At 64.5% G+C, this 22,375-nt stretch carries 23 protein-coding genes; 10 read left to right on the top strand and 13 right to left on the bottom strand.

Annotated elements, in window-relative coordinates:
* Positions 1 to 133: 133 nt before the first annotated feature.
* Positions 134 to 859: a tRNA-uridine aminocarboxypropyltransferase gene (locus tag H681_RS07780; RefSeq protein WP_015476302.1), complete on the bottom strand. Its 726-nt coding sequence runs from the start codon at positions 857 to 859 to the stop codon at positions 134 to 136.
* 245 nt (positions 860 to 1,104) lie between these two features.
* Between H681_RS07780 and H681_RS07775 the strand changes: the two genes are divergently transcribed.
* Both H681_RS07775 and H681_RS07770 read left to right on the top strand, forming a co-directional pair.
* Entirely contained in the window at positions 1,105 to 1,512 is a 408-nt protein-coding gene (locus H681_RS07775) for a quorum-sensing-regulated virulence factor family protein (protein WP_015476301.1), read from the top strand.
* Between the two features lie 12 nt (positions 1,513 to 1,524).
* A complete protein-coding gene (locus H681_RS07770) occupies positions 1,525 to 1,740 on the top strand; it encodes a DUF3820 family protein (protein ID WP_015476300.1) in 216 nt (71 codons plus the stop codon).
* Positions 1,741 to 1,779: 39 nt separating this feature from the next.
* Here H681_RS07770 and H681_RS07765 read toward each other — a convergent pair whose 3' ends face one another.
* Positions 1,780 to 4,056: a xylulose 5-phosphate 3-epimerase gene (locus tag H681_RS07765; protein ID WP_236620511.1), complete on the bottom strand. Its 2,277-nt coding sequence runs from the start codon at positions 4,054 to 4,056 to the stop codon at positions 1,780 to 1,782.
* Here H681_RS07765 and H681_RS27040 point away from each other — a divergent pair.
* From H681_RS27040 to H681_RS07755, 3 genes are all read left to right on the top strand, one after another.
* Positions 4,048 to 4,182, top strand: coding sequence for a hypothetical protein (locus H681_RS27040; RefSeq protein WP_269078303.1), 135 nt, complete (start codon positions 4,048 to 4,050; stop codon positions 4,180 to 4,182). The genes H681_RS07765 and H681_RS27040 overlap by 9 nt on opposite strands.
* Positions 4,183 to 4,308: 126 nt before the next feature.
* The gene (locus H681_RS07760) at positions 4,309 to 5,730 is read left to right on the top strand and encodes an MBL fold metallo-hydrolase RNA specificity domain-containing protein (RefSeq protein ID WP_015476298.1); all 1,422 of its coding nucleotides are present in this window, start codon (positions 4,309 to 4,311) and stop codon (positions 5,728 to 5,730) included.
* 164 nt (positions 5,731 to 5,894) lie between these two features.
* Positions 5,895 to 6,968, top strand: coding sequence for a TIGR00730 family Rossman fold protein (locus H681_RS07755; RefSeq protein ID WP_015476297.1), 1,074 nt, complete (start codon positions 5,895 to 5,897; stop codon positions 6,966 to 6,968).
* A gap of 55 nt (positions 6,969 to 7,023) precedes the next feature.
* Here H681_RS07755 and recX read toward each other — a convergent pair whose 3' ends face one another.
* The 3 genes from recX to H681_RS07740 all read right to left on the bottom strand — a co-directional run bounded on the left by recX (position 7,024) and on the right by H681_RS07740 (position 9,162).
* Positions 7,024 to 7,488 (bottom strand): recombination regulator RecX, encoded by a 465-nt coding sequence (gene recX / locus H681_RS07750; protein ID WP_015476296.1) that lies wholly within the window; start codon positions 7,486 to 7,488, stop codon positions 7,024 to 7,026.
* 5 nt (positions 7,489 to 7,493) lie between these two features.
* Positions 7,494 to 8,549, bottom strand: a complete 1,056-nt coding sequence (gene recA, locus H681_RS07745; protein ID WP_015476295.1) for a recombinase RecA — start codon at positions 8,547 to 8,549, stop codon at positions 7,494 to 7,496.
* An 85-nt stretch (positions 8,550 to 8,634) separates the two neighbouring features.
* Positions 8,635 to 9,162, bottom strand: coding sequence for a CinA family protein (locus H681_RS07740; protein ID WP_015476294.1), 528 nt, complete (start codon positions 9,160 to 9,162; stop codon positions 8,635 to 8,637).
* A gap of 82 nt (positions 9,163 to 9,244) precedes the next feature.
* Between H681_RS07740 and mutS the strand changes: the two genes are divergently transcribed.
* Both mutS and fdxA read left to right on the top strand, forming a co-directional pair.
* Entirely contained in the window at positions 9,245 to 11,818 is a 2,574-nt protein-coding gene (mutS, locus tag H681_RS07735; protein WP_177324581.1) for a DNA mismatch repair protein MutS, read from the top strand.
* A 65-nt stretch (positions 11,819 to 11,883) separates the two neighbouring features.
* A complete protein-coding gene (gene fdxA, locus H681_RS07730; RefSeq protein WP_015476292.1) occupies positions 11,884 to 12,207 on the top strand; it encodes a ferredoxin FdxA in 324 nt (107 codons plus the stop codon).
* 431 nt (positions 12,208 to 12,638) lie between these two features.
* On the opposite strand, the gene rpoS is transcribed toward fdxA, so the two are convergent.
* From rpoS to H681_RS07690, 8 genes are all read right to left on the bottom strand, one after another.
* Positions 12,639 to 13,643, bottom strand: a complete 1,005-nt coding sequence (gene rpoS / locus H681_RS07725; protein WP_015476291.1) for an RNA polymerase sigma factor RpoS — start codon at positions 13,641 to 13,643, stop codon at positions 12,639 to 12,641.
* Positions 13,644 to 13,738: 95 nt separating this feature from the next.
* Positions 13,739 to 14,590, bottom strand: coding sequence for a peptidoglycan DD-metalloendopeptidase family protein (locus tag H681_RS07720; protein ID WP_051070428.1), 852 nt, complete (start codon positions 14,588 to 14,590; stop codon positions 13,739 to 13,741).
* A gap of 70 nt (positions 14,591 to 14,660) precedes the next feature.
* Entirely contained in the window at positions 14,661 to 15,296 is a 636-nt protein-coding gene (locus H681_RS07715; protein WP_015476289.1) for a protein-L-isoaspartate(D-aspartate) O-methyltransferase, read from the bottom strand.
* Positions 15,297 to 15,318: 22 nt separating this feature from the next.
* Positions 15,319 to 16,077, bottom strand: a complete 759-nt coding sequence (surE, locus tag H681_RS07710) for a 5'/3'-nucleotidase SurE (RefSeq protein WP_015476288.1) — start codon at positions 16,075 to 16,077, stop codon at positions 15,319 to 15,321.
* The gene (gene truD / locus H681_RS07705) at positions 16,065 to 17,123 is read right to left on the bottom strand and encodes a tRNA pseudouridine(13) synthase TruD (RefSeq protein ID WP_015476287.1); all 1,059 of its coding nucleotides are present in this window, start codon (positions 17,121 to 17,123) and stop codon (positions 16,065 to 16,067) included. The genes surE and truD overlap by 13 nt, the downstream gene beginning before the upstream one ends.
* On the bottom strand, positions 17,120 to 17,593 hold the full coding sequence (ispF, locus tag H681_RS07700) for a 2-C-methyl-D-erythritol 2,4-cyclodiphosphate synthase (RefSeq protein ID WP_015476286.1): 474 nt from the start codon (positions 17,591 to 17,593) through the stop codon (positions 17,120 to 17,122). Before ispF ends, truD begins: the two co-directional genes overlap by 4 nt.
* Before the next feature lie 89 nt (positions 17,594 to 17,682).
* Positions 17,683 to 18,534, bottom strand: coding sequence for an S-formylglutathione hydrolase (gene fghA / locus H681_RS07695; RefSeq protein ID WP_015476285.1), 852 nt, complete (start codon positions 18,532 to 18,534; stop codon positions 17,683 to 17,685).
* 51 nt (positions 18,535 to 18,585) lie between these two features.
* Entirely contained in the window at positions 18,586 to 19,698 is a 1,113-nt protein-coding gene (locus tag H681_RS07690) for an S-(hydroxymethyl)glutathione dehydrogenase/class III alcohol dehydrogenase (protein WP_015476284.1), read from the bottom strand.
* A 216-nt stretch (positions 19,699 to 19,914) separates the two neighbouring features.
* Between H681_RS07690 and H681_RS07685 the strand changes: the two genes are divergently transcribed.
* The 3 genes from H681_RS07685 (at position 19,915) to yedF (ending at position 22,318) form a co-directional block, all read left to right on the top strand.
* Positions 19,915 to 20,808, top strand: a complete 894-nt coding sequence (locus H681_RS07685; protein ID WP_015476283.1) for a LysR substrate-binding domain-containing protein — start codon at positions 19,915 to 19,917, stop codon at positions 20,806 to 20,808.
* Positions 20,809 to 20,877: 69 nt separating this feature from the next.
* A complete protein-coding gene (gene yedE / locus H681_RS07680; protein ID WP_015476282.1) occupies positions 20,878 to 22,104 on the top strand; it encodes a selenium metabolism membrane protein YedE/FdhT in 1,227 nt (408 codons plus the stop codon).
* Complete coding sequence (yedF, locus tag H681_RS07675; protein WP_015476281.1) at positions 22,070 to 22,318, top strand: sulfurtransferase-like selenium metabolism protein YedF; 249 nt, start codon at positions 22,070 to 22,072, stop codon at positions 22,316 to 22,318. The genes yedE and yedF overlap by 35 nt, the downstream gene beginning before the upstream one ends.
* Positions 22,319 to 22,375: the final 57 nt, after the last annotated feature.

Here is a 22,375-nt window from a genome sequence, read left to right as displayed (position 1 = left end):
CAGCGCCGCAACGACGCGGTTCGCGAGCAAGCTCGCTCCTACAAAATCCTCCCGGCTGAGCGCGATGCCAGGACTGTAGGAGCGAGCTTGCTCGCGAACAGCCCGGGAATAGAAGCATCGCGGACAGAGTCCGCTACGAGTCCTGGCCCTGGGTGAAGGGCATCAGCACCTGGTGTGCCGGGCTCTTCTCGTCCAGCGGCTGCTGGCACTTGGAGCCCAGGTAGCGCTCGCTGAACACATCCAGATAGGCATCCAGCGCATCCCCGGCGCGGCGGTCGCCGGCCAGCCCCAGGCAGAGCGCCGCCACCTCCGCGGTGCACAGGTGCTCATCGAACTTGGAGCGGCGCAGGCGGTAGCGTGACAGCGCATCGGGGGTGATGCTCAGTACCGGGAAGCGGTCCAGGTAAGGGCTCTTGCGGAACATCTTGCGCGCCTCGTTCCAGGTCGCGTCCAGCAGGATGAACAGCGGGCGCTTGCCCTCCTGCGGCATCACCTCGGTCACCACGCGCTCGGGCTGGACGAACTCGCCGGGGAACACCACGTAGGGCTGCCATTGCGGATCGTCCAGCAACGCCAGCAAGGCCGGATCGACCTCGATGCGCGACCAGCCGAACGCCCAGGTCTCGGGCACGGTCTCGGCGATCAGCCAGCCAGTGTTGCTGGGCTTGAGCGGCTCGGTATCGAACATCACCAGACACATCGCCGCGTTCGACTCGACCTGCGGACGCAGGCCACACATGCAGTAGTTCGGCCGCAGACGGCAGCCGGCGCAACGCGGCGAGCGCGAACCACGGGCCACGAACGGCTTGACGCAACGGGCAAGGCGTTCATCGCGAAGACGGGCAACGGCGTGGCTCATGAACGCGCCACCGGGGCGAGGGAAAGCGATTGGAACATCGGCTGCTCGGACAAAACGAAAGGTGCAGGCCGGTGATTGTAACAGAGCCGTCCTATCTCCCGACGCCAGAGGACCGCCGTGCGGCGCCGCCGCGACACGTGCTCCTCGGCACGGACGCGCTTTTCAGGGACAATGGCGACCAGGAACAACCGGCGAACCCCGATGGGTCCGCACGGTCGAATCGGCACCATTGTCAGGAGATGCCCATGCTGCGCCTCACCGCCCTCGCCCTCTGCCTCGTTCTTCCCGCCGCCCACGCCGCGTCGAAGAAGGACTTCGAACTGACCCAGACCCTGGAAAAGGTCGCCAAGGAGAGCAGTGAAGGTACCCCGCGCGCGATCAACGAAGACATCCTCGACCAGGGCTACACCGTCGACGGTCCTCAGTTGATCAACCACCTGAGCGTGCGCGCCAGCCACGCCGAGAAAATGCGTGCCAATCCCGACAGCGTGCGCAGCCAGCTGGGCGACAGCGTCTGCAGCAATACCGCCTACCGCCAGTTGCTGGCTCAGGGCGCGATCCTCACCTACAGCTTCACCGAGTACAAGACCAACGCCCCGGTCGCCACCGAGCGCTTCGACGCCGGCAGCTGCAAGATCAAGCTGCAGAAGTAACCTCGCCCCGCCATGCTCGACAAGCTGCAGCTGTTGAAGATCGCGCGCACGCCGATGCCGTTCGGCAAGTACCAGGGGCGCATGCTGGTGGACCTGCCGGAAGAGTACCTGCTGTGGTTCCACCGCAAGGGCGAGTTCCCCAAGGGTGAACTGGGCCAGTTGATGCAACTGACCCTGGAGCTGAAGATCGACGGTCTCGATAGCCTGATCAAACCGCTGAAACGCTGAACCCCGCGCAACCGCCCTCCGACGGTTGCGCGCGGCCTGTCAACGCAACAACGCCGGATCGCCCTTTCCCGCCACCGCCGCTGCCTCTTCGGGCGTCAACAACGCGGTGCGCGGGACATCCAGCAGGCGCGCGCAGGCGACCAGCACATTGGCCCAACAGGCGCGGTTGGCGAACAGCATGCCCGCCTCGTCCAGCGTACCGCCCTGGTTGCGATAACCCAGCACCGAAGTTTTCAGCGCGTCCGGCAGGATCGGCCAGAGGTGTCCGCGCGCCACTTCGGGGCGCATGTGCGTCAGCAGCACCCGGCGCTCGCAGTGGTTGGGGAACAAGCGGGCGGTCAGCGCCTCGTCGGCCACCGACTGCAGTTCCCAGCTGTCGCGAGGGGCGCGGAAGCGGCCCGGCTCCTGCAGATACACCAGCCGATAGGGATAGCCAGCCTCCTCCAGGCGCATTGCTGCGCGACGCATCTCCGCCAGTTGATAACTGCCGTTGGCGATCAGCAGCAACGGAGCGCTGCCCGGATGCTCCTCCAGCACCAGCGCGCCATCTCGGGTCAACTGCTCGGCCTGGGCCCGACTGAACTCCGAGGGGCGCTCGCGCTTGGGAATCACCATGCAGGTCAGTTGCCCACGGCTGCGGTAAATCTCCGGCAGCAGCGCCAGCACACTGTTGTGGTCCGCGGGGAAGACCACCCGCACCATATCGCTCATCTCGCCCAGCAGCGCCTCGCAGAAGGTAGTGTCCTGGTGCGACTGCTGGTTCTTGCCGTTCTCCCAGGTGTGCGAAGTCGCCACCAGCGGCCAGCCAAGCCAGCCGGCGGGGCGGCCAACTTCCTTCTGCTGACGGGAGAAGATGATTGTCTGGCGCACCGCGCCCAGCATCTTCACGCAGAAGGCCTCGTAGCTCGCCACCAGATTGAGGCCGCCCTGGTTGGCCAGGCAGGCGGAGACCACCGCTTCCTCGTTGAGGGCGGTGATCACCCGGCCGTCGACCGCCTCCAGCGCGCTCTCCGGCTCGGAAACCCGGTGCCGGAGCGCCTTGAGGACGCCGCCCAGGCGATTGCTCGCCAGCTCGTCCGGGTTGCCGACGCGGGCCCGCAGGTCAGGGTTCGCCGCGCACAGGTCGACATAGAAGCGGTCCAGTGCCGCCATCGGCGAACAGAGGTCGTTGCGGTAATGCAGCTCGGGGATCGACGGCTCGATAGGACGACGCACCGCCAGCGGATTATCCCGCTCCAGCCCCCGGCCAGCGCGAGAGGCACTGAACAGCGCGCAGGCATCGGCCAGCACCTGCGGTTCGACCCAGAGCGGCGCCACATGCTGGTTGAACAACTCACGCGCCTGCGCATCCTCGCTCGGATTGCCCGGCAGCGGCAGGTTGTGCGCGGCGTTGCTGCCGGCACCGTAGAAACCGAAGCCCTTCACCGTTTCCGCAATGCCGTAGGGAATCGGCAAGGGATAGTGGAGGATGCCGCGGTCCTTGTCTTCCACCCGATGTGCCAGCCGCTGCTCCATTTCCCACAGGGCGCAGACGAAGGCCGCGGGATCGCGCCCGTCGAAGCTGACCGGGTCGAAACCGCAACGGCGCAGGTGCTGCTTGAAGCCCGCCAGGCCTTCGTGGGTCCCCAGGTCGGTACGCTGCTCGATGCGCCGGCCATTGGCGATCATCACCGGCAAAGCCGTCCCGCAGTCCTCGGCCCGCCACCAGCGCGGAATCCAGTCGCTGCCGCGTTGCTCCTCGGCGGCACCGTCGGAGAGAAACGCCACCAGCGTCTCGCCCGGCAACGGCATGTGCGCATACATCAGTTCGGCGAAACCGAGGTAGCCGCCTTCGGCGATACCACCCGCGGTGTGCGCATTGACGTGGCTGCCCAGCGGCGCGGCAACCCTGCCGTCCGGCGCCTGAACGTAGCTGTAGAAGTCCCGTACCAGCCGATTCAGCCCGTCCTCGCCCTGCCCGTAGGCGGTGGCCTGCTCCGGGTGCAGGTTACCGGTCAGCACGTTCAGTGCGTCGATCGCCGACACGCAGTGCCCCTGCCCCATCAGCCAGCCCCGCGTCTTGCCGCTCAAGGCATTGAGCGCCAGGTAGCCGGCGTAGGCCGGCACCATGTTCAGCGCGCCACCGGTGTGCCCCTCGGGCTGTGCCTTGAAATCCTCGGCCTGCAGCGGCTCGCCGTTCAGGCGTACGCGCCGGGCATAGGTCATGTGCGCCACCAGCCAAAGGCCGGCACAGGTCAGTTGATCCAGGGCGCTGAACATCCGGTAGACGCTCGCCAGATCCGGCTGCAGGCGGTACTGGACCAATTGATGAGCCATGCGGAAAACCGCCGCCTGGGTCTGCGCGCTATGCTGAAGCGGACCTCGGCCATGCAGCCATCGGGCGTATGCCGGTTCGGCGGCCGCATGGGCGGCGAGTTCTTCCGGACTGGGCAGGATCTGTGACATATCGGCTCTCCCTCGGGTATGACTGGAAGTCTAGGTCGCCAGATCGGAGAGGCGCTGACATGTATCAACGCCCCGTCCGCCCAATCGGGCAAGGCTGAAAGACAATTCCGACAAGGAGGCGATATGGCGCTACTCACCTTCATCGGCGCGATCCAGGAAGTCACCGGTTCCTGCTACCTGCTGGAAACCCGCGACGGCATACGTGTGCTGCTCGAATGCGGCATGCGTCAGGGACGCAGCGCAAGCAAGGGTACCCGCGACAATGAAGCGAGCAATCGCAGTCCGTTCCCGTTCGATCCCAAGGCGTTGGACGCAGTGGTGCTGTCCCACGCCCACCTCGACCACAGCGGTCTGCTGCCGCGCCTGGTGAAGGAGGGCTACAAGGGGCCGATCTATGCCACCGAGTCCTGCTGCGACCTGCTGGAGCTGATGCTGTTGGACTCGGCGCACATCCAGGAAAAGGACGCCGAATGGGAGAACAAATGGCGCGCGCGCCTCAATCGGGCGCCGGTGAAACCGCTGTACACCCAGGAGGACGCTTCCCGCGCGCTTAACCAGCGTCGACGCGTCAGCTATGGCAGCACGGTCGATGTGGCGCGAGGTATTCGCGTCACCTTCCACAATGCCGGCCACATCCTCGGCTCGGCCATCGTCGAGATCGAAATCCACGAATTTGGCATGACCCGTCGCCTGGTGTTCTCCGGCGACCTGGGCAGCACCTGCTCACCGCTGATGCGCACGCCGACACCATTGGCTCGCGCCGACGTGGTGCTACTGGAGTCCACCTACGGCGACCGCGACCACCGCGATGCCAACGAAACTCTGCTGGAACTGGCCGGCATCCTCGCGCAGGCCCAGCGCGACGGCGGCAACGTGCTGATCCCGGCCTTCGCCGTCGGCCGCACACAGGACCTGATCTACTACCTCGGGCGCTTCTACCAGGAAGGCCGGCTACCGCAGCAAGTGGTCTATCTCGACAGCCCGATGGCCGCCCAGGCCAACCGCATCTACCTGCAGCACATCAGCGAGTTCGCCGACAGCGACCGCGAATACATGCGCGGCACCGGCACGGCGAAGGTAGGCGAATGGCTGCCGATCCTGCACACCACCCAGAGCGTGGAGGAATCCATGATGCTGAACCGCATCCAGAGCGGCGCCATCATCATCGCCGGCAGCGGCATGTGTACCGGCGGCCGGATCGTCCACCACCTCAAGCACAACCTCTGGCGCGAGGAATGCCACATCGTCTTCCCCGGCTTCCAGGCCAAAGGCACACTGGGACGCGCCATCGTCGATGGCGCTGAATCGGTACGCATCCTGCGCCAGCGCATCGGCGTGCGGGCGCAGATCCATACCCTTGGCGGATTCTCCGCCCACGCAGGACAATCGCAATTAATTCAGTGGGTTGGCCACTTCGAGCACAAACCCGAGCTATACCTGATACATGGCGAACGAGAAAAAATGGATGCGCTGCAGACGGCCCTCCACGAACGCCTGAACTGGAACGCGAACATACCGGAACCGGGGGACCGGATAGCGATCTGAAGTGGAGGTCTCACGGACTGTCACATCCCGCGTGTCAGACTGCACAGGCCTCCTGCATGAGACCTGTGCATGACGCAACGCACTACCCGTCCCGGCGACACCTTGCGTGAACGGCCGCGGCGCATGGACAGGCCAACAGGGGTTGATGAACAAGGAGTATCAACATGCCCTATGAGCCCGACGACTACCTCTCCAGACACTTCCAGACCAGCGGCATCGACCTTGCGCAGAAAGTAGAGGAGCTGGCCGAACTGGCCGCCCCCGGCGGCAGCCAGAACCTGCCGCTCTACCGCGAAATGCTCACCACCGTCGCCCGCATGGCCCAGGCCGACCGCAACCGCTGGGACGCCAAGATCATGCTGCAGACCCTGCGCGAGATGGAGCACGCCTTCAGCACCCTGGAGCAGTTCAAGCGTCGCCGCAAAGTCACGGTGTTCGGCTCGGCCCGCACGCCGGCCAACCATCCCGTCTATGCCCTGGCCCGCGACCTGGGCGAAACCCTGGCGCGCTACGACCTGATGGTCATCACCGGCGCCGGCGGCGGCATCATGGCCGCCGCCCATGAAGGGGCCGGCCTGGAAAACAGCCTCGGCTTCAACATCACCCTGCCCTTCGAGCAGCACGCCAACCACATCGTGGACGGCACCAGCAACCTGCTGTCGTTCCACTTCTTCTTCCTGCGCAAGCTGTTCTTCGTCAAGGAAGCCGACGCCCTGGTGCTCTGCCCCGGCGGTTTCGGCACCCTCGACGAAGCCCTGGAAGTGCTCACCCTGATCCAGACCGGCAAAAGCCCGCTGGTGCCGGTGGTACTGCTCGACCAGCCCGGCGGCCATTACTGGGACCACGCCCTGGAGTTCATCAAGGAACAGCTCGAAGACAACGGCTACATCCTGCCCAGCGACATGAACCTGATGAAACTGGTGCACACGGCCGAGGAAGCCGTCGAGGAAATCGCCCAGTTCTACAGCAACTTCCACTCCAGTCGCTGGCTCAAGGATCGCTTCGTGATCCGCCTGAACCATCCGCTGAGCACCCGCGCACTGGAACTGCTGGGGCAGGAATTCGGCAACCTCTGCGTTACCGACGGCTTCCATCAACAGCCCTACAGCGAATCGGAACTGGACGAACCGGAGTTCTCCCACCTCACCCGCCTGGCCTTCGCCTTCAATGGGCGCGACCAGGGGCGTCTGCGCGAGCTGCTGAATTTCATCAACCAGCCGGAAAACTGGGAACGCTGATAGCGAGTCCCGTCCCTGAAACGAACAAGGCACCCTCTCGGGTGCCTTGTTCGTTTCAGTCATCCGACCGTCGACCACTCAGGAGTCGACCGATGGCGTCCATCGAATAGCCTCGATAGCTCAGAAACCGTCCCTGCTGGGCGCGCTCACGAGCATCCTGCGGCAGCCGGGCGAACTTGCGGCGCCAGACCTCACGCAGATTCTCGCTCCAATCGACACTCGCCTCGCTCAGCGCACGGTCGATTTCGCTGCGGGGCAAACCACGCTGCGACAGTTCCTCACGGATCCGCACCGGACCGTACCCGGCCCGCGCGCGGCTGGCGATATAGCTTTCCAGATAGCGGCTTTCATTGAGCAACCCCTCCTCGGCCAAACGGTCGAGGGCGGAGTCGATCAGGTCCTGTGCGGCACCGCGTTGCCGCAGCTTGCGCGAGAGTTCCGCACGACCATGCTCGCGTCGCGCCAGCAGGTCCATAGCGACCCGCCGCACCGCGACGGGGGTATCGAGCTCGACGGCCACGGCTATCAGTAGTCGGCTTCCGCTTCCGCTTCGGCTTCCGCCGCCGCGAGCTCGGCCTTGGTCGGCGCCGGCTGGTTGGTCAGCAGTTGCTCACGGATGGCCTTGTCGAGGGTGTTGCAGATCTCGGTGTTCTCTTCCAGGAACTTGGCGGCATTGGCCTTGCCCTGGCCGATCTTGCTGCCCTGGTAGCTGTACCAGGCGCCGGACTTCTCGATCAGGCCCAGTTGCACACCCAGGTCGATGATCTCGCCGGTGCGGTAGATGCCACGACCGTACATGATCTGGAACTCGGCTTGACGGAAGGGCGGTGCGACCTTGTTCTTCACGACCTTGACGCGGGTTTCGCTGCCGACCACCTCGTCGCCTTCCTTCACCGCGCCGGTACGGCGGATATCGAGACGAACGGAGGAGTAGAACTTCAGCGCGTTACCACCGGTGGTGGTTTCCGGGTTGCCGAACATCACGCCGATCTTCATGCGGATCTGGTTGATGAAGATGACCAGGCAGTTGGCGTTCTTGATGTTGCCGGTGATCTTGCGCAGGGCCTGGGACATCAGGCGCGCCTGCAGACCGACGTGCTGATCGCCCATCTCGCCTTCGATTTCGGCCTTGGGTACCAGGGCCGCCACGGAGTCGACGATGATCACGTCAACGGCGTTGGAACGCACCAGCATGTCGGTGATCTCCAGAGCCTGTTCGCCGGTATCCGGCTGGGAAACCAGCAGGTCGTCGACGTTGACGCCCAGCTTGCCGGCGTAGTCCGGGTCCAGCGCGTGTTCGGCATCGACGAAGGCGCAGGTGGCGCCGGCCTTCTGGGCCTGGGCGATGACCGACAGGGTCAGGGTGGTCTTACCCGAGGATTCCGGGCCGTAGATTTCGACGATTCGGCCCTTCGGCAGACCGCCGATGCCCAGCGCGATGTCCAGGCCCAGCGAGCCGGTGGAGATGGCGGGGATAGCCTGGCGCTCATGGTCGCCCATGCGCATGACCGCACCTTTGCCGAATTGGCGTTCGATCTGTCCCAGGGCCGCGGCCAGGGCGCGCTTCTTGTTCTCGTCCATTGAAGTCCTCGCGAAGTCAGGGGGCCGGACGGCCACGAACAACTGTATAAGTAGACAGTATTATTCCACAGGGCAAGCCGCTCGCCTACCCCTGGAGCGGATTTTCCCCGTCCGCCAGTCGCAACAGCCCGGCCAGAGCCGTCGCCACGGTCTGCCGGCGCACCGCCTCCCGATCACCGGCATACAGACGGCGTTCGCTGAACACCTGTTCGCCTTTCCTCCAGGCCAACCAGACGGTGCCTACGGGCTTCTCGGCAGAACCTCCATCCGGCCCGGCAACGCCGCTGACCGCTACGGCAATATCCGCCCCACTGCGCGGCAAGGCGCCGGCGACCATCGCCTCGACCACTTCGCGGCTCACCGCGCCCACTCGCGGGAACAGCTCAGCCGGCACATCCAGCTGGCGCGTCTTCTGGCTGTCGGAGTAGGTAACGTAGCCTGCCTCGAACCAGGCAGAGCTGCCGGAAATACGGGTGATCGCCTCGGCGATGCCACCCCCCGTGCAGGATTCGGCAGTGGTGACGCGCAGCCGGTTGGCGACGAGTCGTGCGCCCAGCCGGGCAGCCAGTTCGGTGATGGAAAGATCGGTAATAAAGGAATCGGTGACGGGCACGCTGCGCTCCGGGGTTAAAGAAGGTCAGGCGGATACCGTACACTAGGCGCTTTTGCATGTTGAAGCCGGACAGCCAGAAGCCATGAGTCAAAGCGACCTCTCAGCTCACACCCCCATGATGCAACAATACTGGCGGCTGAAGAACCAGCACCCGGACCAGCTGATGTTCTACCGCATGGGCGACTTCTACGAGCTGTTCTACGAGGACGCCAAGAAGGCCGCCAAGCTGCTGGACATCACCCTGACCGCACGTGGCCAGTCCGCCGGCAACTCCATTCCCATGGCCGGCATTCCCTTCCACTCCGCCGAAGGCTACCTGGCCAAGCTGGTGAAGCTCGGCGAATCGGTGGTGATCTGCGAGCAGATCGGCGACCCGGCCACCAGCAAGGGACCGGTGGAGCGCCAGGTAGTGCGCATCCTCACCCCCGGCACCGTCAGTGACGAAGCCCTGCTCGACGAACGCCGCGATAACCTGATCGCCGCCGTGCTGGGCGATGAGCGCCTGTTCGGCCTCGCCGTGCTGGATATCACCAGCGGCCGCTTCAACGTCCAGGAAATAAAAGGCTGGGAAACCCTGCTCGCCGAACTGGAGCGTCTGAATCCCGCCGAGCTGCTGATCCCCGACGACTGGCCCCAGGGCCTGCCGGCGGAAAAACGCCGTGGCGCGCACCGTCGCGCGCCCTGGGACTTCGATCGCGACTCGGCGAAAAAGAGCCTGTGCCAGCAGTTCGGCGTGCAGGATCTCAAGGGGTTCGGCTGCCAGGAACTGACCCTGGCCATCGGCGCCGCCGGCTGCCTGCTGGCCTACGCCAAGGAAACCCAGCGCACCGCCCTGCCGCACCTGCGCAGCCTGCGCCATGAACGCATTGACGACACCGTCATCCTCGACGGCGCCAGCCGCCGCAACCTGGAGCTGGACACCAACCTCGCCGGCGGCCGCGACAATACCCTGCAATCGGTGGTCGATCGGTGCCAGACCGCAATGGGCAGCCGCCTGCTGACCCGCTGGCTGAACCGCCCGCTGCGCGACCGCGCCGTCCTCGAAGCCCGCCAGGAGTCCATTGCCTGCCTGCTGGAGCGCTATCGCTTCGAAATCCTTCAGCCACAACTGAAGGAAATCGGCGACGTCGAGCGCATCCTCGCTCGAATCGGCCTGCGTAACGCCCGCCCGCGCGACCTCGCCCGCCTGCGCGACGCACTCGCCGCGCTGCCGGAACTGCAGAACGGTATGACCGAGCTGGAAGCCCCGCACCTGGGCGAACTGGCCAGCAGCATCCGCACCTACCCGGAACTGGCCGACTTGCTGGCCCGCGCCGTGATCGAGAACCCGCCGGCGGTGATCCGCGACGGCGGTGTAATTGCCCGCGGCTACGACGCCGAGCTGGACGAACTGCAGATGCTCAGCGAAAACGCCGGCCAGTATCTGATGGACCTGGAGACTCGCGAAAAGGCCCGCACCGGCCTGCCGAACCTGAAGGTCGGCTACAACCGCATCCACGGCTACTACATCGAATTGCCGCGCGTGCAGGCCGAGCAGGCCCCGGCCGATTACATTCGCCGCCAGACCCTGAAAGGTGCCGAGCGCTTCATCACGCCGGAGCTGAAGGCCTTCGAAGACAAGGCGCTGTCGGCCCAGAGCCGTGCCCTCGCCCGGGAGAAGCAGCTTTATGAAGAACTGCTGGAACTGCTGATCGGCCAACTGGCGCCGCTGCAGGACACCGCTGCTGCCCTGGCCGAGCTGGATGTGCTGTCCAACCTCGCAGAGCGCGCACTGAACCTCGACCTGAACCGCCCGCGCTTCGTCGAAGAGTCCGGCATCCTCATCGAGCAAGGCCGCCATCCGGTAGTCGAGCAGGTGCTGGATACGCCGTTCGTCGCCAACGACCTGAACCTCGACCAGGACACCCGCATGCTAGTGATTACCGGCCCGAACATGGGTGGTAAATCGACCTATATGCGGCAAACGGCGCTGATCGTTCTGCTAGCGCACATCGGCAGTTTCGTCCCCGCCGCGCGCTGCGAACTGTCCCTGGTGGACCGCATTTTCACCCGCATCGGCTCCTCCGACGACCTCGCCGGCGGCCGCTCCACCTTCATGGTGGAGATGAGCGAGACCGCGAACATCCTGCACAACGCCAGCGACCGCAGCCTGGTGCTGATGGACGAAGTGGGTCGCGGCACCAGTACCTTCGACGGCCTGTCGCTGGCATGGTCCGCGGCCGAACACCTGGCCAAGCTGCGCGCCTTCACGCTGTTCGCCACCCACTACTTCGAACTGACCGTGTTGCCGGAAAGCGAGCCGGCGGTCGCCAACGTTCACCTGAACGCCACCGAGCACAACGAGCGCATCGTGTTCCTGCACCACGTACTGCCCGGCCCGGCCAGCCAGAGCTACGGCCTGGCAGTCGCACAATTGGCCGGTGTGCCGGGTGCGGTAATTCAGCGCGCCCGCGAACACCTGTCGCGCCTGGAAACCACCAGCCTGCCCCACGAAACTCCACGCTCGAACGATCCGAAAAGCCCGGCGCCACTGCAGAGCGACCTGTTTGCCAGCCTGCCGCACCCCATCGTCGAAGAGCTGATGCGCGTCAGCCCGGATGACCTGACACCGCGCCAAGCTCTCGAATTGTTATATGCATGGAAGATGCGAGTCTGACGGACCGCGAAACAAGCTGTTAGAATCGCGCGCGCTTAGCCGCCCGCCTGAGGAGAAAATTAGAAATGACCTTCGTCGTCACCGACAACTGCATCAAGTGCAAATACACCGACTGCGTGGAAGTATGCCCGGTGGACTGCTTCTACGAAGGCCCGAACTTCCTGGTCATCCATCCGGATGAGTGCATCGACTGCGCCCTGTGCGAACCGGAGTGCCCGGCACAGGCGATCTTCTCCGAGGACGAGGTCCCGGATGGCATGCAGGAGTTCATCGAGCTGAACAAGGATCTGGCCGACGTCTGGCCGAACATCACCGAGAAGAAGGATTCGTTGCCGGACGCCGAAGAGTGGGACGGCAAGCCGAACAAGATGCAGTATCTGGAGCGCTGATCTGCGCTACCAGCAAAAACAGAAAAGGCCCGCCCAGTGCGGGCCTTTCTGCATCCAGAACGTCACTTTTCTGCGGGCAAAAAAAGGGGCGGGATAACCCGCCCACTCTTTCTTCCCTGGTTCATCATCCTGATGAATCGCATCCTGCGATGTCCTGACCGACATCCTTACCGGCATGCGCCTTTCCTTGTACGCAGGAGTGATATTACTCAACCTCCGCGCCTTGGCAACCGAGGCAGTTTCACCTCGCCGTCCTCTTCGCGTACTGACGACAAAAATAAAAACCCTTATAAAACAAAAATATAGAAAATAATTCAGCTCAAGCGAGCAATATCTCAAGCTGAACACTCACACACGATGTAAGCGAATGCTTACATCACGACGCATAAAAAGCCCGGAATTATCCGGGCTTTTTCGAGGTCGACTGTTGTTTACTGGAACAGTGCGTCGCTGGAGAGACCATTCTTCTCGAGGATCTCGCGCAAGCGCTTGAGTGCCTCGACCTGAATCTGGCGGACGCGTTCGCGGGTCAAGCCGATTTCCTGCCCAACCTCTTCCAGTGTGCTGCTTTCGTGGCCGCGCAGACCGAAGCGGCGAATCACCACTTCACGCTGCTTGTCGGTCAGTTCCGAGAGCCACAGGTCGATGCTCTCGCTGAGATCATCGTCTTGCAGCAGCTCGCAGGGATCGGTAGGCCGATCGTCCGTAAGGGTGTCGAGCAGCGTCTTGTCGGAGTCCGGGCCAAGCGAGACATCCACGGAGGTCACCCGCTCGTTGAGGCCCAGCATGCGCTTGACCTCGCCCACCGGTTTCTCGAGCAGGTTGGCGATTTCCTCGGGCGAAGGCTCGTGGTCCAGCTTGTGGGTCAGCTCGCGAGCCGCCCGCAGGTAGACGTTGAGTTCCTTGACCACATGGATCGGCAGGCGGATGGTGCGGGTCTGGTTCATGATGGCCCGTTCGATGGTCTGTCGAATCCACCAGGTCGCATAGGTGGAGAAGCGGAAGCCGCGCTCCGGGTCGAACTTTTCCACCGCTCGGATCAACCCGAGGTTGCCCTCTTCGATCAGATCGAGCAGCGAGAGGCCGCGATTGACATAACGTCGCGCGATCTTCACCACCAGGCGCAGGTTGCTCTCGATCATTCTCCGCCGACCGGCAGGATCGCCCTTTTGCGCAAGGCGCGCAAAATGGACTTCTTCTTCCGGGGTCAGCAGCGGCGAGAAGCCGATTTCGTTCAGATACAACTGGGTAGCGTCGAGCGCCCGGCTGTAATCGATGTGCTTGTGTTGCTTGAGAGAGGAGAGAGGGGAAGCCTTGGGAGTGACTTGAAGCGATACCTGCTCTTCGGCAAGCGACTCTTCAAAAATGATGCCGGGCTCCAGAAGGAGCACTTCATCATCGACGTCAAACTCCGGCCCTTCTTTTTTAAGTGCCATGTCGTTATCCCTTGCTGAGTTCGACAACAAGCCCAGGTGCGTCCTTATCCTTAGGACACCAGGGCCCGCTCACCTACGCAGGGGAACAGCAAGCGTCAACGATTTGGCAGGTATTGCAGCGGATCTACAGGCTTACCCTGGCGGCGAATCTCAAAGTGCAGCTTCACCCGGTCAGTCCCTGTGGAGCCCATCTCGGCAATGCTCTGCCCAACTTTGACCTGTTGCCCTTCCCGCACCAGCAACCTGCGGTTGTGACCGTAGGCGCTTACGTAGGTATCGCTGTGCTTGATGATCACGAGTTCGCCGTAGCCCCGCAAACCACTACCGGCGTACACCACCGTGCCATTAGACGCAGCCAGGACAGGCTGGCCCAATTGCCCGGCTATATCAATCCCTTTATTCAAACTGCCGTTTGATGCAAAACGCCCAATCAGGGTGCCATTGGTTGGCCATATCCAACCACTGACACCACCGCCCGACGTGGCCGGGGTTGCACTGCCGGTGCTGGCTTGAGATGAAGGCGCAGCGGTCGACGGGGTCGGTTTACTGGCGCTGGAGCTCGTGGAAGTCGACTTATTGACAACCGCCGGAGCGACGGGCGTAGCATTTTTTGCGACGGATGGTTGTGTCGACGGCGGACCGCCATCGAAGCGAATCGATTGTCCGGGGCGGATGGTATAAGGCGCGGAAATGTTGTTGCGCGCGGCCAGGGCTCTCCAGTCCCAGCCATAGCGGAAGGCAATGGAGTACAGGGTGTCGCCGGGACGCACCACGTACTGTCCGCTGGTCACCGCCTTGCGCGCGGACGCGCCGCGGTCGACCACGGTGGTGCTGCTACGTGACGAGGAAGTACAGGCCGCCAGCAGAGAGCAAACGGCAATGGCCAGCACAGCGTGGCCCAGGCCCTTGATCCAGTTCCGTTGTCGCAGGGTCGCTGTCAAGCTCACCCATCCCCCTTATCCATGAATTACGCCCGGCCCACTGGCCGGTATTGTATCCGCTGCCGTTGCGCGTACTTCAGCCCAGCGGGCCGTTGAGCAACGGAACGAAGCGCACGGAGTCCAGCACCTGGCGCTGGAAGCCATCCTCGGCACGGACGATCAGCAGCAGTTGCTGAACCTCGCCACCGCCCACCGGAATCACCAGCCGCCCACCGGGCGCCAGTTGGTCCAGCAAGGCCTGCGGGACCTCGGCCGCTGCCGCGGTGACGATGATGCCGTTGTATGGCGCCAGGGCCGGCCAGCCTTCCCAGCCATCGCCCCAACGAAAGACAACATTTCTCAGGTTTAGCTCCGCAAGTCGTTCTTTTGCCCGATCCTGCAGCGCCTGGATACGCTCGACGGAGAACACCCGTTCAACCAGTTGCGACAGCACGGCGGTCTGGTAGCCGGAGCCGGTGCCGATCTCCAGCACCTTGTCCAGCGGGCCGGCCGCCAGCAGCAATTCGGTCATCCGCGCCACCATGAAGGGCTGCGAGATGGTCTGGTTGTGCCCGATGGGCAACGCGGTGTCCTCGTAGGCGCGATGCGCCAGCGCCTCGTCGACGAACAGGTGGCGCGGCGTGCGGCGAATCACTTCGAGCACATGGGCATTGGACAGGCCCTCCTCGTACAGGCGCTGGATCAGCCGCTCTCGCGTACGCTGGGAGGTCATGCCGATGCCTCGGCGGGACAATTCATTGGCCATGATCGAGTCCTCCGATCCAATCGCCAAGGACATTGAACGCCTCCCGGAAGGTCCGGTCCATCTGCAGCGGCGTGATGGACACGTAGCCCTGCATCACCGCGTGGAAATCGGTGCCTTCGCCGCCGTCCTCGGCATCGCCGGCAGCGGCGATCCAGTAGCCTTCCTTGCCGCGCGGGTTGACCACCTTGACCGGCGGCTTGGCACGGGCGCGGTGGCCCAGGCGGGTCAGCTGGATGCCCTTGATGCGTTCCAGCGGCAGGTTGGGGACGTTCACGTTGAGCACGGTGCGCGGCGGCAGCTCGAGCTTTTCGTGGGACTCCACCAGCAGGCGGGCGAAATGCATCGCCGTGGGCAGATTGTCCGTCAGGCGCGAGCACAGCGAGAAGGCGAAGGCCGGCCGGGACAGGAAGCGCCCTTCCAGGGCCGCCGCCACGGTGCCCGAATAGAGCACGTCGTCGCCCAGGTTGGCGCCGAGGTTGATACCCGAGACGACCATGTCCGGCAGTTCGTCCAGCAGGCCATTGAGGCCCAGGTGCACGCAGTCGGTTGGCGTACCATTGAGGCTGATAAAGCCATTGCCCAGGCGGTGGGGATGCAGAGGCCGGTCCAGCGTCAGCGAACTGCTCGCTCCGCTGCGATCGGCTTCCGGAGCGATCACGACGCAGTCCGCATAAGCGGACAGCGCGTCGTAAAGCGCGGCGATACCGGGTGCAGTGGCCCCGTCGTCGTTGGCAATCAATATGCGCATGGGTTTTCCGTCTGCCCTGCCGGCACGAGTTCGATCAGCTCGCGCACGACCGCGGTGGCGAAGCAGCCAGCCGGCAGGACGAATTCCAGTTGCAGGATGTCAGAAGCGGGATAATGCCATGTAAGACCGGGGATGGGGAGGCGCAGAATGCGCCGTTCGTGCGCCAGGTCCGCACCGGCAAGCCACTGGCAAAGCGCCATCTCCGCCTGTTGCACGCTGCGCTCGATGTTGCCGGGCGTGCCATTGGCCGGTGAATCGCCCTCGCCCCACATCGGCCCGGTGGGGTGCAGATCCAATGCCGCCAGGCGTGGATCGACGCACTCCGCCTCGCCCGCCGGGAAGAAGCTGCGACTGTCGGTGAAGGCCAGCAGATCGCCGACCTGGGCCTGGCTCCAGGTTCCCTCGGCCACGCGCTGCGCCAGTACCCGGTTGAACAGGTAGCTGCGCGCTGCCGAAAGCAGGCGCGAGCGGACATTGCGATGATCCGGCAGCTTGCCGCGTTCGGCGAAGCCACGGGCGTCGAAGACGTTGCCGCCGTCATGGCCGAAGCGCTGGGTGCCGAAGTAGTTGGGCACACCATTGGCCGCTACCGCTTTCAAGCGCGCGTCGAGCTGCTCGCGATCCGCCTGCAGCTCGGTCAGGCGCAGGGTGAAGCCGTTGGCCGAATGCGCGCCGCGCTGCAGCTTGCGGCGATGGCGGTTGCGTTCAAGGATACGCAGGCTGTCGTCTTCGGCGGCGGACAAGTCCGGATCGGCCTTGCCCGGCAGGTGCAGGCTGAACCACTGGCGGGTCAGCGCCTGGCGGTCCTTGAGGCCGGCGTAGCTGATCATCTTCACCGGCACGCCGGCCGCGCGAGCCAGGCGACGCGCCGCCTCTTCGGTATTCAGCCCGCGCTTTTCCACCCACAGCCAGAGGTGTTCGCCATCCCCCGACAGCGGGATGTCCAGCACTTCGTCAACCTGGAAGTCCTCGGCCACGGCTTTCAATACGCCACGTCCGCAAGGCTCCCCGTGGGCGCGCGGCCCCAGCAGCTCCAGCTCGGTCATGCGCGGCTCAGCAGGGCGACGGCGTGCACGGCGATGCCCTCTTCACGGCCAGTGAAGCCGAGTTTCTCGGTGGTGGTCGCCTTGACGTTGACCTGCTCCAGCTCGACCTTCAGGTCAGCGGCGATGGTCTCGCGCATGGTTTGAATGTGCGGGGCTATCTTCGGCGCCTGGGCAATGATGGTGGTGTCGACGTTTCCCACCTTCCAGCCCTTGGCTTCCACCAGCGACAGCACGTGGCGCAGCAGCGCGCGGCTGTCGGCGCCCTTGAACTGCGGGTCGGTATCGGGGAAATGCTTGCCGATGTCGCCCAGCGCGCAGGCGCCGAGCAGCGCATCGGAAAGCGCATGGAGCAGTACGTCGCCGTCGGAATGGGCGATCAGCCCGAACTTGTGGGGGATGCGCACACCGCCGAGGGTGATGAAGTCGCCCTCGCCGAAGCGATGCACGTCGTAGCCATGTCCGATTCGCATGAAAAAACGCCCTGTTGGTATCAGGGCGTCGATTCTACCGGATCATGCGCGCCGGGGTCTGTTGCCATGCGGCGACACCCCGGCCTGTCTCAGCGACAGAGCACGCCGGCATGGTGCCGCAGGTGATCTTCGATGAAGCTGGCGATGAAGTAATAGCTGTGGTCGTATCCCGGCTGCAGGCGCAGTTCCAACAGGTGACCGGCAGCAGCAGCCGCGTCACGCAGGGCTTCGGGCTTGAGCTGGACGGCGAGGAAGTCGTCGCGGTCGCCCTGGTCCACCAGGATCGGCAGGCGCTCGCTGGCGCCGGCCAGCAGTTCCACCGCATCCCACTCGCGCCAGGCGGACGGGTTCTCACCCAGAAAGCGCCCCAGTGCCTTCTGCCCCCAGGGGCAGTCGCTCGGGTGAGCGATCGGGGCGAAGGCCGACAGGGACAGGTAACGCCCCGGATTGCGCAATGCGCAGATCAGCGCGCCGTGGCCGCCCATTGAGTGCCCGCTGATGCCGCGGCGCTGGGACACCGGGAAGTTCGCCTCGATCAGCGCCGGCAGTTCCTGCACCACGTAGTCGTGCATGCGGTAGTGGCGCGACCAGGGCTCCTGGGTGGCATTGACGTAGAAGCCGGCACCGAGACCGAAATCCCAGGCACCGTCCGGGTCGCCCGGCACCTCGGGACCTCTTGGGCTGGTGTCCGGCGCGACGATGACAAGGCCCAGCTCAGCCGCCAGGCGCTGGGCGCCGGCCTTCTGCATGAAGTTCTCGTCGGTGCAGGTCAGGCCGGACAGCCAGTACAGCACCGGCAGGCCCGCCTCGGGCTCGGCCTGGGGCGGCAGGTAGACCGCGAAGGCCATGTCGCAGCCGAGGGTTGCGGAACGGTGGCGGTAGCGCTGGTGCCAGCCGCCGAAGCTTTTCTGGCTGCTGATGAGCTCGATGGAATCCGTCATGGAAATCTCCTTCCTGCAAGGCCGGGGCGCGTGTACGCCCCGACGTGTCTATCAGTAATGGATGACGGAGCGGATGCTCTTGCCTTCGCGCATCAGATCGAAGGCTTCGTTGATCTTCTCCAGGCCCATGGTGTGGGTGATGAAGGTATCCAGCGGGATTTCGCCCTTCTGCGCCTTTTCCACGTAGCTCGGCAGCTCGGTGCGGCCCTTCACACCGCCAAAGGCGGAACCGCGCCAGACGCGGCCGGTGACCAGCTGGAACGGACGGGTGCTGATTTCCTGGCCGGCGCCGGCGACGCCGATGATGGTGGACTCGCCCCAGCCCTTGTGGCAGCACTCCAGCGCCGCACGCATCAGTTGGACGTTGCCCACGCACTCGAAGGAATAGTCCACGCCGCCGTCGGTCATTTCGACGATCACTTCCTGGATCGGCTTCTGGTGGTCCTTCGGATTGACGAAGTCGGTGGCGCCCAGTTCCTTGGCGATGTCGAACTTGGCCGGATTGATGTCCACCGCGATGATGCGCGAGGCCTTGGCCATCTTCGCGCCGATGATCGCTGCCAGGCCGATGCCGCCCAGGCCGAAGATGGCGACGGTAGCGCCTTCTTCCACCTTGGCGGTGTTCAGCACGGCGCCGATGCCGGTGGTCACGCCGCAGCCGAGCAGGCAGACCTTCTCCAGCGGCGCTTCCTCGGGGATCTTCGCCAGGGAAATTTCCGGCAGCACGGTGTACTCGGAGAAAGTCGAGCAGCCCATGTAGTGGAAGATCGGCTCGCCCTTGTAGGAGAAGCGGCTGGTGCCATCGGGCATCAGGCCCTTGCCCTGGGTGGCGCGCACGGCCTGGCAGAGGTTGGTCTTGCCGGATTTGCAGAATTTGCACTCGCGGCATTCGGCGGTGTACAGCGGGATCACGTGGTCACCCACCTTCAGCGAGGTCACGCCCTCACCTACCGCTTCGACGATGCCGCCACCTTCGTGACCGAGGATGCACGGGAACACGCCCTCGGAATCCTGGCCGGACAGGGTGTACGCATCGGTGTGGCAGACGCCGGTGGCGACGATGCGCACCAGGACTTCGCCCTTCTGCGGCGGCGCCACATCCACTTCGACGATTTCCAACGGCTTGTTGGGGGCGAAGGCGACGGCGGCACGGGACTTGATCATCTGGAAACTCCTGAACGAAGGAAACGACAACGCCCGCCTGGGGCGGACGGGTTCGGCGCGGCGGCCGAGAAACCGGGACGGGCCGGGGCCACGTCGGGGAGTGTTCGGGGCAACGCGGCAAAAGTACGCCCCAAAGCCTTGGAAGTGTAGAAAACCCCGTTTCAGGGAATAATCAGGCAATAATCAAAACATTATTGCCATACAGGGATAATCCAGATGCACCGCTGGGAAGGACTGGACGAATTCGTCGCCGTCGCCGAAACCGGCCAATTCACCGCCGCCGCCGAACGCCTGGGTGTTTCGTCATCGCATGTCAGCCGCCAGGTCGCTCGACTGGAAGAGCGTCTGCAGACTCGCCTGCTGTATCGCAACACGCGCAAGGTCACGCTGAGCGAGGCTGGCCAGACCTTCCTGCAGCATTGCCGGCGCCTGCAGGACGCTCGCGAGGAGGCGTTGCGGGCGGTCAGCGACCTGTCCGCCGAACCCAAGGGCCTGCTGCGCATGACCTGCGCCGTGGCCTACGGCGAGCGCTTCGTGGTGCCGCTGGTGAACGGGTTCATGGCGCAGTTTCCGCAACTGCGGGTGGAGATCGAGCTGTCCAACCGTCAGCTCGACCTGCTCCACGAAGGCTTCGACCTGGCGATACGTCTCGGCCGCCTGACCGATTCACGGCTGGTAGCGACACGTCTGGCGCCGCGCGTGATGTACCTCTGCGCCACGCCGGACTATCTGGCCCGCCACGGCACACCAGAGAGCCTCGCGGAGCTGGCGCAGCACAACTGCCTGGTGGGCAGCAGCGACCAGTGGAGCTTCCTCGAGGATGGCCGCGAAATCCAGCACCGGGTGCAGGGCAACTGGCGCTGCAACAGCGGCCAGGCAGTGCTCGATGCGGCACTGCGCGGTTTCGGCCTCTGCCAACTGCCGGACTACTACGTACTGGAACACCTGCGTAGCGGCCGCCTGGTCTCCCTGCTGGAGGCCCACCAGCCGCCGAATACCGGCGTCTGGGCGCTCTACCCGCAACAACGGCACCTATCGCCCAAGGTTCGGCAACTGGTGGATCATTTGAAGGAAGGCCTGCAGAGCCTACAGCCATCGCCCTTGCCATAGGGCAAGCGGAACCCCGCCAGCTTGACTAGAATGGCGGACTTTCCCGCAACACAGGTTCAAGGACGACAAATGTCAGCCCTTTCCTCCTTCCGTGAGCGCTATCTGCTGCGCTTCTGGTCGCCTCTACCGACCCTGGTCGCCCTGGGCATCATTTCGGCCTACTACTTCGCCATGACCGGCACATTCTGGGCGGTCACCGGCGAGTTCACCCGCTGGGGCGGCCACGTGCTGTCCTGGTTCGGCCTGCAGCCCCAGGAATGGAGCTACTTCAAGCTCATCGGCCTGCAGGGCACGCCGCTGGATCGCATCGATGGCGTGATGATCATCGGCATGTTCCTCGGCGCACTGGTCTGCGCGCTCTGGGCCGGCAACGTCAGCCTGCGCTGGCCGACCAGCAAGCGCCGCCTGTTGCAGGGCCTGATCGGCGGCGTGATCGCCGGCTTCGGCGCGCGCCTGGCGATGGGCTGCAACCTCGCCGCCTTCTTCACCGGCATCCCGATGTTCTCGGTGCATGCCTGGGCCTTCATGTTTTCCACGGTAATCGGCGCCTGGTTCGGCGTGAAGATCAGCCTGCTGCCCTTCCTGCGCATTCCGTTGAAAGTGGGCGGCAAGGCTGCGGCGCTACCCAGCGCCGAAGCCCTAGCCCAGCGCGCCAAGTTGCAATGGCGCCTGGGCATGGGCGTGCTGGCCATTGCCGCGCTGTTCGCTGCCTGGCGCTTCGAGGCTTCCCTGGTGCTGGGCATGGCCTGCCTGTTCGGCCTGCTGTTCGGCGGCCTGATCGAGCGCGCGCAGATCTGCTTCACCAGCGCCGCCCGCGACCTCTGGACCACCGGCCGGACCCAGGCCGCACTGGGCATCCTGCTGGGCATGGCCGCCGCCTGCGTCGGCACCTTCGCGGCGATCCACAACGGCCTGCCGCCGAAGATCTTCTGGATGGGCCCGAACGCCGTGATCGGCGGCGTGCTGTTCGGCATCGGCATCGTGCTGGCCGGCGGCTGCGAAACGGGCTGGATGTACCGCTCGATGGAGGGCCAGGTGCACTTCTGGGTAGTCGGGATCGGCAACGTGATTGGCGGCACTTTGGTCGCGGTGTACTGGGATCAGCTCGGCACCAGCCTCGCCCTGCCCTATCCCAAACTCAACCTGCTGCAGGAGCTCGGTCCCGGCGGCGGCCTGCTGATCACCTTCGCCGGCCTCGCCCTGTGCATGCTGCTGGTACAACTCAACGCGCAACGCTTTACCCGTAAACGGAAACCGTCCGATGCCCGACACCAAGACGCCGACGCTGTCGCTTGATCTGCGCGGCGAACACTGCCCGTACAACGCCATCGCCACCCTGGAAACCCTGGAGACGCTGAAGCCGGGCGATCTGCTGGAGGTGATCACCGACTGTTCGCAGTCGGTACATGGCATTCCGGAAGATACCCAGCGCCATGGCTACCATTGCCTGGCGGTGGAGCAGCACGGGGCGCTGTTCCGCTTCCTGATCGAAGTGCCCTTGCTGGGCTGACGGTTTTTTCGTAGGAGCGAGCTTGCTCGCGAGCGGGTTCGCAGCGGGGCTGTTCGC

Source organism: Pseudomonas sp. ATCC 13867, assembly GCF_000349845.1.
In the GTDB taxonomy this organism is placed as follows: domain Bacteria; phylum Pseudomonadota; class Gammaproteobacteria; order Pseudomonadales; family Pseudomonadaceae; genus Pseudomonas.
This window is presented reverse-complemented; position numbering and strand designations above follow the sequence as displayed.